General features: G+C 39.1%; 12 protein-coding genes. 1 reads left to right on the forward strand and 11 read right to left on the reverse strand.

The features are described 5' to 3' along the window. Nucleotides 1-30: 30 nt before the first annotated feature. The 8 genes from SFB89_RS00915 to SFB89_RS00950 form a co-directional block, all read right to left on the reverse strand. Nucleotides 31-966 carry a M14 family metallopeptidase gene (locus SFB89_RS00915; RefSeq protein ID WP_331775076.1) on the reverse strand — a complete coding sequence of 312 codons (936 nt, stop codon included), beginning with the start codon at nt 964-966 and terminating at the stop codon, nt 31-33. Further along, nucleotides 953-1903, reverse strand: coding sequence for a M14 family metallopeptidase (locus tag SFB89_RS00920; protein WP_331775077.1), 951 nt, complete (start codon nt 1901-1903; stop codon nt 953-955). Before SFB89_RS00920 ends, SFB89_RS00915 begins: the two co-directional genes overlap by 14 nt. Before the next feature lies 1 nt (nt 1904). Then, nucleotides 1905-2576 (reverse strand): alpha-E domain-containing protein, encoded by a 672-nt coding sequence (locus SFB89_RS00925; protein WP_331775078.1) that lies wholly within the window; start codon nt 2574-2576, stop codon nt 1905-1907. Nucleotide 2577: 1 nt separating this feature from the next. Then, nucleotides 2578-3942: a circularly permuted type 2 ATP-grasp protein gene (locus SFB89_RS00930; RefSeq protein WP_331775079.1), complete on the reverse strand. Its 1365-nt coding sequence runs from the start codon at nt 3940-3942 to the stop codon at nt 2578-2580. Nucleotides 3943-4084: 142 nt separating this feature from the next. Continuing rightward, nucleotides 4085-5986 (reverse strand): methyl-accepting chemotaxis protein, encoded by a 1902-nt coding sequence (locus SFB89_RS00935; protein ID WP_331775080.1) that lies wholly within the window; start codon nt 5984-5986, stop codon nt 4085-4087. Between the two features lie 131 nt (nt 5987-6117). Then, nucleotides 6118-6333, reverse strand: a complete 216-nt coding sequence (locus tag SFB89_RS00940) for a CDGSH iron-sulfur domain-containing protein (RefSeq protein WP_331775081.1) — start codon at nt 6331-6333, stop codon at nt 6118-6120. A 46-nt stretch (nt 6334-6379) separates the two neighbouring features. After that, nucleotides 6380-6832 (reverse strand): MarR family winged helix-turn-helix transcriptional regulator, encoded by a 453-nt coding sequence (locus SFB89_RS00945; protein ID WP_331775082.1) that lies wholly within the window; start codon nt 6830-6832, stop codon nt 6380-6382. A 65-nt stretch (nt 6833-6897) separates the two neighbouring features. Beyond that, nucleotides 6898-7560: a S24 family peptidase gene (locus SFB89_RS00950; RefSeq protein ID WP_331775083.1), complete on the reverse strand. Its 663-nt coding sequence runs from the start codon at nt 7558-7560 to the stop codon at nt 6898-6900. A gap of 90 nt (nt 7561-7650) precedes the next feature. On the opposite strand from SFB89_RS00950, the gene SFB89_RS00955 reads away from it, so the two are divergent. Next, nucleotides 7651-8937, forward strand: coding sequence for a DNA polymerase Y family protein (locus SFB89_RS00955; protein ID WP_331775084.1), 1287 nt, complete (start codon nt 7651-7653; stop codon nt 8935-8937). 32 nt (nt 8938-8969) lie between these two features. Here the strand turns inward: SFB89_RS00955 and gltA are convergent, their stop codons facing one another. The 3 genes from gltA to msrA all read right to left on the reverse strand — a co-directional run bounded on the left by gltA (nt 8970) and on the right by msrA (nt 11927). Beyond that, complete coding sequence (gltA, locus tag SFB89_RS00960) at nt 8970-10358, reverse strand: NADPH-dependent glutamate synthase (RefSeq protein WP_331775085.1); 1389 nt, start codon at nt 10356-10358, stop codon at nt 8970-8972. Further along, nucleotides 10346-11197: a sulfide/dihydroorotate dehydrogenase-like FAD/NAD-binding protein gene (locus SFB89_RS00965; RefSeq protein ID WP_331775086.1), complete on the reverse strand. Its 852-nt coding sequence runs from the start codon at nt 11195-11197 to the stop codon at nt 10346-10348. The genes gltA and SFB89_RS00965 overlap by 13 nt, the downstream gene beginning before the upstream one ends. Before the next feature lie 199 nt (nt 11198-11396). Further along, complete coding sequence (gene msrA / locus SFB89_RS00970) at nt 11397-11927, reverse strand: peptide-methionine (S)-S-oxide reductase MsrA (protein WP_331776027.1); 531 nt, start codon at nt 11925-11927, stop codon at nt 11397-11399. Between the last annotated feature and the right edge of the window lie 103 nt (nt 11928-12030).

A 12030-nucleotide genomic window follows, 5' to 3' on the forward strand; every position in this document is an offset into this window, starting at 1 on the left:
TATATTTTACAAAAAGAAGGCATCAATCAATTATCCACTCTTTACAATGCGATACGCTACGGCATTTTCAAAGATGAGAGCATTTTTGTATTGACAGGCGATGAGTCCATCGGTAGGAGAGACAATGTGATGGATGATATTGCCTTCTAGTGCATCGATCACGGTTCCAATCATCTCATCTTTAGAGGCAAAAGAGCCAACGTTTTTGATGGGTACAAAGATACCACTTTTGGGTGTTTTAATGACTTCAATATCAGATTTTTTGGCAACAGTTGATTGATAGCCTGATAAAATTTTGTAATCAATAATTTTATTTTTGCTCAGAAAACTGATAATGCCCTCAAAGACACTATCGGCTTTGAGACAGTCGATTTTAGTTTCATTAGGGCAGACAATAGAATAGGCTTTGGTTCCCCAAAGCTGCCAATTGTACTGCAACGAGACGATGTCGGTAGGCTCTAATTCTTTGTGATAAATCAATCGAAACCCAAATTTCTTAGAGGCCCCTCTATCTTCATAACCGGATTTAAAAAGTTTGACATAAGGAATACAAGTCGCGAGATCTTTACGTGTTTCAAGAATAATGCCATGGGTATAATCTTGTAAAACATCAAAGACTTTTTTGGCGATGCGTTGTGTAGTCTCCCCCTGTTCGTATCCGGGAAACATCATGTTAATGTCTGTGTGATCAAGAGGCCAATAGCGCTCATTGAGATTGAGGGCATAATGGTTGAGTGATGGGATGATGAGGATATCACCTAAAATCTTCTGTGAATGGGCCATATGATTTTTCATAAAATCAACAAGTTTGGATGCAGTATAAAGGGGGATAATGGTATTGCCCTCCATGGCTCCGATGATGGCAACACTAGGAGCAGAGGGTTGGGAACCTTTAAATAAATACCCCTCAATATGCAAGGGCGCACGACTGAGTGAGTCGATGTGAACGATTTCAATCTTTTTCATGATAACCCCCAAAAATCCTTGCCAACAAAGAGCCCTCATACACGACGGGGTATTCTCTTAGCGTAAACAAAATACCATCACTTGGTGCATAAATACTCTCAAGTGTATGCCCATCAATCGGATTCACGATTGCGCCGATTTTGTCATCTTTTTTGATAATATCACAGTGGTCGAGTTCGGGGACAAAAAGACCACTTTTAGGAGAATTGATATAAAATACTTCTCCTACCTCAGAGGAGAAAGCCTCACGAATATCAAAGACTTCTTCTGTGTCTATGATGCCTTCTGATTTCATAAGATTTAAAATTCCCTGCAAGAGTTGGTGACCGTAATTTTTAGTGAGTCGCATTCCTACGCCCATTTCAACAACCAGTGTCTTGGTGCCAAGCGCATTCATCGTGTGCGCCAATGTTGTCTCCAAGACGGTGATAGCATCACTGATCCATATAAAATCACAGTTGAGTTTTTTTGCAAGGGGAAGGGTTGGTTTTGAGAACTCTTTGCTGATTCTAATTTGTGGTATTTCTCTTAGAAAAATATTAGAAGAGTGAATATCAACAGCAATATCGCTGCCTTGGATATCTTCGCTTAAGGCATGGACCAATTGTCCGGGTAAAAACTCTTGACTGCCACCGGGAAATGTTCGATTCAAATCGACTTCATAGATAGGAAATCCTCTGGTAATCGAATCAATTCCTAGCGCATTGATGGCGGGGTATAAGTCAATGATTCCATGAATCGCGTCTTGATGTTGACGTAGCCATTGGGCTAAGAGAAAAATGACATATTGTCCTTCTAATTCATCACCGTGAATACCACTAACGATACTAATACGCTTGGGATTGGTTACTGTTTTAGAGGGACTAAAGCGCCCCTTTTTGATACTGAGCATCTCCCCGACTGGTAGTCTGGAAGAAAAAATTTCTTTTATTTGCATACTACTCCACTATGATGGTTGCAATTTTTTTGTAAATATCATCAAAGATTTCTTGTTGATTTTTGCGTTTTTTTTGGAATAATATCATGTTTTGAGGCAAATCAGGTGCAAGGGTATGCATCACCATATAGGCTTCATTGATGATGTTGTTGGTCAGAGCTTCATCTTTGTCTAAACGAAAGCAAAAATCGATTTCTTCGACTAATTTTCCCAACCGTATAAAAAAGTCGCTCCCTTGTTTGGCCTTTCTTTTGGAGAGCTCACCCAATATTTCATTGATGAGGGATTGTGCATGGTCAATAAACTGATAATCAATGGTGAGGGCATTGGTGGTGGCATCTCGAAAGAGTGCATTGAGGGCAATCACTTCTCCAAACATTTCAGTATTAATATAATTTCTCGCAATGATGGCATTTTCTCTGGCATTGGCCGTAATGGTTCTTAGGTTGTTATTGTGATTTCCCAAAATGGCGTTATGCAAAAATCCCATCGCATTTTTATATTTTAAATTGATTCCAAATTTTTCATACAATTTGGCACCGGCATCTTTGTCCACATCAATAATCAAATCATACGTTTTAATAACATTATAAAGCGTGGCTTCGGTGCGGTCTAAATGTCTTCCGAGCCAATAAAGATTTGAGGCTACATTTGCTGTTAGTAATTGATCCATATTATAACTCCATTACCCAAGTATCTTTAAAGCCGCCACCTTGTGATGAATTGACAAGGTAATTGCCTTCTTCTAGTGCATATCGCGTGAGTCCGCATTGCCAAACTTTGATATCTTCGCCCATGACAACATAAGCCCTAAAATCTGCTTTTCTCGCACTGAGTTTTTGATCAAGATAGCATTGTTCATCATAGAATTCTATTAATTCTTGGGCGATGAATCTCCTCGGATGCAATTCGATAATCTTCTTGAGATCGTCCAATTGCACTTGGGTCATGTTGTGTCCAAATAAGACACCATATCCTCCCGCCTCAGCAACATCTTTGATAACCAATTTGGCAATATTGTCAAAAATATATTGGCAATCTTTTTCAAAATAAGGCAAATATGTCGGCGCATTTTTCAAAATGGGGGTTTCTCCCAAATAGTACTCAATCATCTTAGGGACAAAATAATAGATTCCTTTGTCATCAGCCACGCCATTTCCTATGGCATTTAAAATCGCCACATTACCGGCTAAATAGACATCGATAATCCCCGGCACACCAATCAAGCTCTCAGGATTAAAGCATAAAGGGTCGAGAAAATCATCATCTAGCCTACGATAGACCGATCCGACGCGAATCAGTTTGCCATTGTAATTTTTAAAATAGAGTTTTTTGTTTTTGACAACAAGCTCATGTGATCTTGCTAGTTGAGCATTCATCTTTTTGGCCAAATAACTGTGCTCATAATAGGCTGAATTATATCTTCCTGGCGTTAAGACGACATTGATGCCTCCGCAATTTACATAATCCATCGATTCTGTGATGTAGCTTGGGTATTGTTTAATCGGTTCGATTTTTAATTGTTCAAAGAAATCGGGATAAATTTTTCTGTAAGTATTGCGAATTGAGAGTGGATAGCTTGAACCGCTTGGGACTCTTAGGTTATCCTCAAGAATAACCCATGCATCATTTTTTGTATCTTTGACTAAATCAATACCGTTGATATGGGTGCGAATCTTTTTGGAGGGGGAAAAGCCGCGAAAGTCTTTGAGATATCCTTTGGCTTGGTGCACAAATGCCTCAGGAATCACCCCTTCTTTGACAATTTTTGCCTCTTGGTATAAATCTTCCAAAAAAAGATTAAGTGCCATAACACGCTGTTGCAAGCCTTTTTCTATGGTTGCAAACTCACTTTTTGAAATAATACGAGGGACGACATCAAAAGGGAGGGAGCGTTCTATAAAATTTCCATCTTTGTAGAGGTTGAAGTTGATGGCAAATTTATCCATGTATTGTTGGAACTGTTCGATTTTGTTTCTATCTTGCTTTGCAAAAATATTCCAAAATTTTTTATGAAGCTTGGTTTCTTTTTCTAACAAATGACACCCCCTAAGATTTTATCTTTGTTATTGATTATACCGCTTGTTGATATTGTATATCAACTAATCTTGTTTAAATATTAATCACAAAGAAATAGACCCCTTCTTTTATGAAATATCAGTATCTTAGAGGATTTTGCGATTAGGTTTTGTACTTTGTGAGTTCATTATTTAATTTTTTTGTGAGTGTGTTGAGATGTTCACTTGCCTTGGCTAACTCTTCAACACTCTTAGAGTTAGTGTTTGAGAGGTTGTTGATGTAAGCTAAATCTTTGACAATTTCTTCTATTTTACTCGCGGTATTGATATATTCATTGATGGTATTTTGGGTGATTTTTGTAGTTTTGTGCATACTGGTCACGGTCGTTTCGACATTTTTATTCAAATCTTCACCACTTTTAGAGATTTTTAAAATCTCCTCAGAGGAGCGGTTCATCTCTTCACTGGCTTCTTGAACAGATTGTACTACGACATTAATCGTTGAATTGATTTCAACCAAGGATCTTTGCGTTTTTTCGGCAAGCTTGCGTACTTCATCGGCAACGACTGCAAATCCTCTTCCGTGTTCGCCTGCGCGTGCGGCTTCTATGGCGGCATTTAATGCAAGTAGGTTGGTTTGGTCTGCGATATCATTAATCACATTGAGCACGGCTTTGATCTCTTGAGTGTTTTGACTTGTTTGCTGAAGTTTCTGTGCTAATTCTACATCTTTGATAGAGGTGGTATTGAGTTTTTCGTATAAATCTTGTATTCCCCCTTTAATCTCTAAGAGTACTTTGTTGGAGGTCTCTAAATATTCGCTTGCTTTTTTAGCATCATCGAGTGAATTGGTGAGGTTTGTATGGATTGTATTGCCATTTTCACTGATATGTCCGATGGAGATACTCTCCTCTTTCACGCGTTTTCCTACATCCAAAGAGGTAGTGCTTAGTTTTTCTGCAATGATGAGATTTTCTTGACTGCTTTTTTTGCTCTCTTGTAGCAAGTGTTGCATTTTTTCTACAAAGAGATTGATGCCTGTTCCGGTCTCGGAGATGACATCTTCTCCTGTTGTGACAATGCGCGATGTCAAATCAGCATCTTTAGTGGCAAGCTCCATCACCATATCTTTTAATTTTGTGATAGGAACAAAAAGTTTTTTGAGGATTAAGAGCATCAAAATCAAGCCGATGAGGGTAAAACATAGTGTCATGATAATATTTTTGATGAATTGATTGCCGATTTCTTGATACGCTTCTTTTGTTGTTGTTGAGATGACGAGTTTCCAGCCGGTTCCCTTGATGGTATCAAAGGCGATGATTTTACTGCTATCATGATCGTGATATTCTAATAAGCCCTGTTTAGATTTCAAGATGTTTTGTTTGATTTGGGATAGAGATTTTTTAAGCATAGCGTGTTGTTGGGGTGAATGAAATTGTTTTGGATACGCTAAAAGGGTGCCGTGATTGTTGAGCATAAAAGCGTATCCGCCTTTGACTTTGATATTTTTTACGATATTTTCTATGTCTGAAAAATTATTGACAGCAGCCAATACTCCGACAAATTTTGAACTATCACTTCCCATTTTTACTAAAAAAGCATAAGATTTTTTACCCGTTGTGTCGTTGATATAGACATCAGATATTTCATCATGATGTGATGTTGTTGCTTTTTGATACCACGCTTGTTTTCTTGGGTCCTCATTATTTTTGAGTGGATTTAAAGAAGAGCTGACAAATCTTCCATCTTCTTGGAATCCCATATAAACATCGCTAGCTTGCATCACCTTTTGAAAACTTCTAAATCTTTTTAATAGATAACTGTCTGAGCGATTTTCTGGATTGGTTAAACTTTTGGATATATTAAGAAGTACCTGATGCTTGAATGAAATCGCATCACCGATTGCTGAGGCATTTGAGGTGGCGAGGTCCTTTAAAATGGTGCCGACCTTTTGTTCCATTAAACTCTTTGATGCTTGATAACTTAAGATATTGCTTGAGAGTAAACTCAAGACCAATATCACACCGACTGATACATAAATTTTGTTTTTAAATCCTAATTTCATTGTAAAACCACCTTTTGGAACTGTAATTTTACCCTAAAAAAATAAAGATATTAAAAATTTAATGATTTATTTTATGGTTTAAGATTGATAAAAAGTGCAGAAGTTGAAATTTCTACACTTTTCTTTGAGTATTACACCGATGCGTGAGTTCCATCACAAAAGGGTAGATTGTTGCTTTTTTTACACGTACAAAGATGATAATTTTTGCTCTCTTTGACACTAAAATGTAGTGGCTTAAAACGTGTATCTCGGTGCGCACCATCGCATAATACGGTGTCTTTACTTTTACCACAGGTGCAAAATAGATATTTTTTTTCTGCTTCTAACTTCATGCTAATAGGTCCCATAAATCAATCCTTTATTAAAGTATTTAGTGTGTAGTGCTACTGAAAATTACTGTGCTTTTTGTAGTTTTCTCAGTAGGGTAAACAAAGTCTCCACATCATCATCATCAAACGCTTCAAAATAAGATTCAAAATTTTTGACATGCTGGGGAAACAACCGCTCGATAACATCTTTTCCTTTAGGGGCGATAGAGAGTATTGAAGCGCGTTGATCTTTTTCATTGGTATGTGTTGTGATGTATCCATCTCGTTTGAGATTTCGTACCACAACAGTAGTATTCCCAGGGGTGCTCATCGTGAGTTTTGTAATAGAACCGATGGTGAGATCACCACGGTGATAGAGAACTTCTAAGACTTGAAATTGATTCATGGTTAAGTCAAAAGTGTGAATATAGCCGGTCTCTTTTGCTCTAATCTTATGGTATGACCTGAAAAGCTGTATCCACGTTTTCATCAATTTGTCTGCTCGTGTACCGTAGCTTTTTGTGCTTTTTATCTTCATCTACCAACTCCTGAAAATCATTATATTACTAATTAGTAATAATGTCAAGCATCATCATGATAATTTTATTTTTTGAAATTTTGCACAAGTCCGACTACTTTTCCAATAATCCTCACCGCTTCAAAATCAATCATTTCTGCCTCATAAGCAGGATTTTCAGAAATGAGTTTGAGTTTGCCAGATACGGTGATATCCAGACGTTTGACTAAAAGACCTCCGGGTGTGTGAAGGACGTAAATCTCTTTTTTATCTTTGTGCACGGTGGTGTTGTTCCTATCAATAAAAAGAATCGCATGATCGTTGATGAGAGGTTCCATCGAATCACCAATGGCATTGAGGGCTTCGATGTGTTTGAGGTTACTTTTGTTAGCCAACGTGGCCGTAAGTGTTTCATCGAGTGTTAGGTATTCAAAATCTTCTTGATCATTGAGTGCACCGCCTCCTGCTGAGGTATTGACGTGTTTAAAGTACTTGATTGTTATGAGTTTGTTAGTTGTTTGCATGAGTGAGTCTGGGGATTGGTCAAATAAGATATAGTTAATCACAATGTTCTCTTTAGCACAAAACTCGATAATCGATTTAAGGGGGACATTATTGTTCTTTTTGGAGCGACTGTAATGTTCTTTGGAAATACCCAGCGCTTGGGCGATATCTGAGTCATATATCTTTGTATTGCGTTTTTGTTGCAAATACATTCTGATTTTTTCTGTGATTTTTTTGAAATCCATCATGATCTCCTGATGATTGATATCTTTATCAATTTATTTGCTTATTATATCAAAAATAGGGATAATAACGCGAGTATTTAAAGGAAATTGATGAAGATACATATGGATTTGGACTGTTTTTTTGCATCATGTGAGCGGACGAAAAACCCTATGCTTATGGGCAAACCCATCGCGGTGGGTGGACGCAGTGATGTGCGCATCTTTGAAAAGGGCTACACGCAGCGTAAACTTTACAATCAAAATAGCGGTGCTTTTGTCCCCAATGTTTTTTATTCTAATAAGCAACAATGGCGCGCCAAAACAGAAGAGTATTTTTTTGAAAAAACAGATCATAAAACAAAAATCCGAGGCATTATCACCACCGCTTCGTATGAAGCACGCGCCTATAAAATTAAAACAGGAATGACTATCAATGAGGCATTGCAACTTTGTCCAAAACTCATCGTGTTGCCGCCCAATCATCTTTTATATCATGAATTATCACACCAATTGGCTCAATTTTTAGCTACAAAGATTCCACTATTGGAACAATACAGTATTGATGAATTTTTTGGAGATTTGAGCGGTTGGGTTAAGGATGAGGATATGGTGTCTTATTGTGAACATTTAAAAGATGAGATTTTAAAGCGTTTTGGGTTGCCGATATCTTTTGGTATTGCACAGTCCAAATGGGCTGCCAAATTAGCCACAACGCATGCCAAGCCTTTTGGAGTGTGCCAAATCAAACCAGAGGAGTGGGACGCCTTTATTCGTGAGATGAAAATCGAGCAATTTCCCGGTATCTCAAAAGGATACAAAAAACGACTCAATGCCCGAGGGATTGAAACGTTAGGAGATATCAAGGAGGCAAAAGCGCTTTTTTATTCTTGGAAAAAACCTGGAATCCAGCTTTATAAAAGAGTGCAGGGGATTGATGAGGAGCAAATCCATCCCCAACATCCTCGCAAATCCATCGGAATCAGCCGCACGTTTGATCCGATTAAAAAACGTGATGAAGTACTGCGTCGAGCCGTAATCTTGGCGCGAAATCTCACCTATACGACGCTTCATCTTGGACTCAATCCGACAACTTATTATATGAAAATTCGCTATGAAGTAGGGCTTAAAGAGGAGTGCCGCATCAGTGTTGAGCGGCTGTTTCATGAGCGGTTTTTTAAAGCTCTCGTGATAGAGATGTTCTCCAAAATCGATAAACATCACACTCAAGCGATTAAATACATTGGCTTGAGTGTGTCAAATTTCATGGAATACAAAAACAGACCTTACGATTTGCTTCATTTTGATAAAGATACCAAACACAATAAACTCAGCCACAGTATCCAAACCCTTAGAGACAAATACGGAATCGATGTCGTCAAAACGGCCAATGAAATATAGCACGATAAAAGGGGAGCGCCTCCCCTGTGATTTTAGCTTGCGCCACTGAGATATGTGTGAATGGCTTTGGCGGCGTTTTTGCCCTCTCCTAAGGCTTTGATAACCGTAGCAGCACCACTGGCAGCATCGCCTCCTGCGAAGGTTCCCTCCACACTGGTCATGTAATTTTCATCAACGATAATGACGCCATTTTTGTCGCGCTTGATTTCTGGAGCGCGATCTAAGAAGAGTCTGTTTGGTACCGTTCCAAGCGCTTCGATGATGGTATCTACTCCCATATAAAAGTTGCTTCCTGGTATGGGCATAGGGCGCAGACTACCATCTGCTTGTTCGACCAACTCCATACGAGCAAGTTCCATATAATCGATAAATCCCTCATCATTACCATGGAATCGCACAGGATTGACTAATTCATGAAAGATGATGCCCTCTTCAAGCGCATGATGGAGCTCCTCAGCTCGTGCAGGGGCATATTCTTTGGTACGTCGGTAGATGATATGTACTTCTTCTGCACCTAGGCGTATGGCGGTTCTGGCCGCATCCATAGCGACATTCCCTGCCCCTAAAACAGCGACGATTTTGCCTACATCAATCGGGGTGTCCCATTCTGGGAATTTGTACGCTTTCATCAGATTGGCGCGAATCAAAAATTCATTAGAAGAGTAAACCCCATCGAGTGGATTTTCCCCTTGTATGCCCATGAATTTTGGTGCTCCTGCTCCCATCGCTAAAAAGACAGCATCATTTTGTGAGACCAATTCATAATAATAGATATTTTGTCCTACGGTATTATTCAGAACGATTTTGACCCCTTTTGCTTCAAGTTTGGCGACTTCATCATCGACAATATCTTTTGGCAATCGAAACTCAGGGATACCATATTGTAGTACGCCCCCTGCTTTGTGCAATGTTTCATAAATGGTGACAGCATACCCGTATTTACGACACTCAGCAGCACAAGCAAGCCCTGCCGGTCCTGAGCCAACGATGGCTATGTGTTTGTCTTCATTATCGCTAATACACTCTTGGACTTCTACTTGATGTGCCGCTCCCCAATCTGCGATAAACGCCTCAAGTTTACCAATAGAAACGGGCTGGTCGAATTTTTTCAAGATACAATCACCCTCGCACTGTTTTTCCTGAGGGCAGACTCTTCCTGAACAAGCCGGAAAGGCATTGTCTTCTTTGACCAAAAGATAAGCTTCTTTGAATTTTCTCTGCGAAATTAAAAGGTTCATCTCTTTGATGCCAATATTGACAGGACAAGCACTCTCACATGCTGGTTTTTTACATTGGATACAACGAGCGGCTTCTTCTACGGCTTGGTCTTCTGTGTAACCATAAGGCACGGAATCAAAGTTTTTGATACGTTGTAAAGCCGGTTGTTCTTTCATCGGGACTCTTGGTTTTATTTTTGGCATTGTCCGCACCCTCCTTTATGAGCTTCATAATATTCATTGGCGATTTTTTCTTCTTTTTTGAACATACCATAGCGTTTCATCGCACGGGTCCAATTCACTTTTCTGCTATCAAACATCGGGCCATCGACACAGGCTAGTTTCATCTCTCCATCGATATAAAGACGACATGCTCCACACATGCCTGAGCCATCGACCATCATCTGTCTTGTGGTGAAAAGATTGTCGATATTGTTGATAGCAAGAATCGTCGAGACGGCTTTCATGGTAGGCAATTTACCTCCTCCAAAGACAAAGTCAATCGGCACGTCATTTTTGAGTAATCTCTTGAGTGTCGTGACATAGCTGCCTGCATCACCAAATGAACCATCTTCGGTTGTGATGAAGTGGCGATCGGCCACATTTTTTGCTAGGTATTCATCGGGATAAATCTCTGCTTTACTTGGAAATGTCTGCACTGAGGTGATTGTATTGCCTTCTATTTTTCCTAGTGCGTCACAGATTGCATAATTTTCAGCATGTCCACATACCGCATCGGAGAGTACCAGAATATTGCCATAGACCTTCTCTTCAACACCATGGCCCAAAGGACCGATGACATTTTCAAAAGCCTCTATGCCATCTCTCAATTCCTTAGACGTTTTGCCCAATTTTCGTATGAACATGCTCAGTTTGCCATCTTCTGCTTTCATGACAGACATAGGAATACGTTCTCCCTCTTTTCTTGTCATGAGCATCACAAACTGTCCCGGATGAAATCGCTCTGCGATCTCAGGAGCTTCAACATCGACCAAAAAATCTATAGAATCCAGATCGATCATCTTTGTAATCTTAAATGCCACGGTACCCTCCTACTTATATTTTAATTTCATATTATTATAATAAGAAAAGAATATGATGTCAAAAAACACAACTTAGACATAAATAGCGCGTTTATTTTGTTTTATGTGTAGAAAAGGAACATCTATTAAAAAGACTAAAATAGTCTTCAAAAACCCGTCTTTTGGGCTTTTGAAGGCATTATGGTAATTTGGAAATTTATTATTTTTTTAAGGTTGGGAATTTTTGTAAAAATTTCTCTACTTTTGGTTTGACAACATAAACACAATATCCTTGGTATGGATTTTTCTTGAAGTAGTCTTGGTGGTACGCTTCAGCCTTGTAAAACACAGGGGCAGGAGCGAGTTCTGTCACGATGGGTTTGTTGAATTTTGGAGCCTCTTCTTGCATCACTTTTTGCGCGATTTCTTTTTGTGCATCATCGGTATAAAAGATGACCGATCGGTATTGGGTTCCGATATCATTACCTTGCTGATTGAGTGAGGTGGGGTCATGAATGGCAAAAAAGATATTCAAAAGTTTTTCCAGCGTGACGATGTGCTCATCAAAGGTGACTTTGACGACTTCTGCATAGCCGGTTTTTCCAGTACTAACTTGTTCGTATGTTGGGTTTTCTCCCACGCCACCGGCATAGCCACTCTCCACTGACGTGACTCCTTTGACATCTTCAAATACAGCTTCTAAGCACCAAAAACAACCACCGCCTAATATGACAGTTTGTGAATGTTCCATCTTATCTCCTTTGGCATATGCCATGATAGTCATCAATACAAATAACATCAATCCGATTTTCTTCATATCATTTCCTTTGCCACTGCGCCATTTAAGGCAATAT

Source organism: Sulfurospirillum sp. 1612 (assembly GCF_036556685.1).
Taxonomy (GTDB): domain Bacteria; phylum Campylobacterota; class Campylobacteria; order Campylobacterales; family Sulfurospirillaceae; genus JAADIZ01.

Coding starts and splice junctions, on each gene's coding strand:
- SFB89_RS00950 (WP_331775083.1), bottom strand. CDS start 7,560: ATGGATTTCAAAAAAATCACAGAAAAAATCAGAATGTATTTGCAACAA.
- SFB89_RS00925 (WP_331775078.1), bottom strand. CDS start 2,576: ATGGATCAATTACTAACAGCAAATGTAGCCTCAAATCTTTATTGGCTC.
- msrA (WP_331776027.1), bottom strand. CDS start 11,927: ATGGAACATTCACAAACTGTCATATTAGGCGGTGGTTGTTTTTGGTGC.
- SFB89_RS00955 (WP_331775084.1), top strand. CDS start 7,651: ATGAAGATACATATGGATTTGGACTGTTTTTTTGCATCATGTGAGCGG.
- SFB89_RS00940 (WP_331775081.1), bottom strand. CDS start 6,333: ATGGGACCTATTAGCATGAAGTTAGAAGCAGAAAAAAAATATCTATTT.
- gltA (WP_331775085.1), bottom strand. CDS start 10,358: ATGCCAAAAATAAAACCAAGAGTCCCGATGAAAGAACAACCGGCTTTA.
- SFB89_RS00920 (WP_331775077.1), bottom strand. CDS start 1,903: ATGCAAATAAAAGAAATTTTTTCTTCCAGACTACCAGTCGGGGAGATG.
- SFB89_RS00935 (WP_331775080.1), bottom strand. CDS start 5,986: ATGAAATTAGGATTTAAAAACAAAATTTATGTATCAGTCGGTGTGATA.
- SFB89_RS00915 (WP_331775076.1), bottom strand. CDS start 966: ATGAAAAAGATTGAAATCGTTCACATCGACTCACTCAGTCGTGCGCCC.
- SFB89_RS00945 (WP_331775082.1), bottom strand. CDS start 6,832: ATGAAGATAAAAAGCACAAAAAGCTACGGTACACGAGCAGACAAATTG.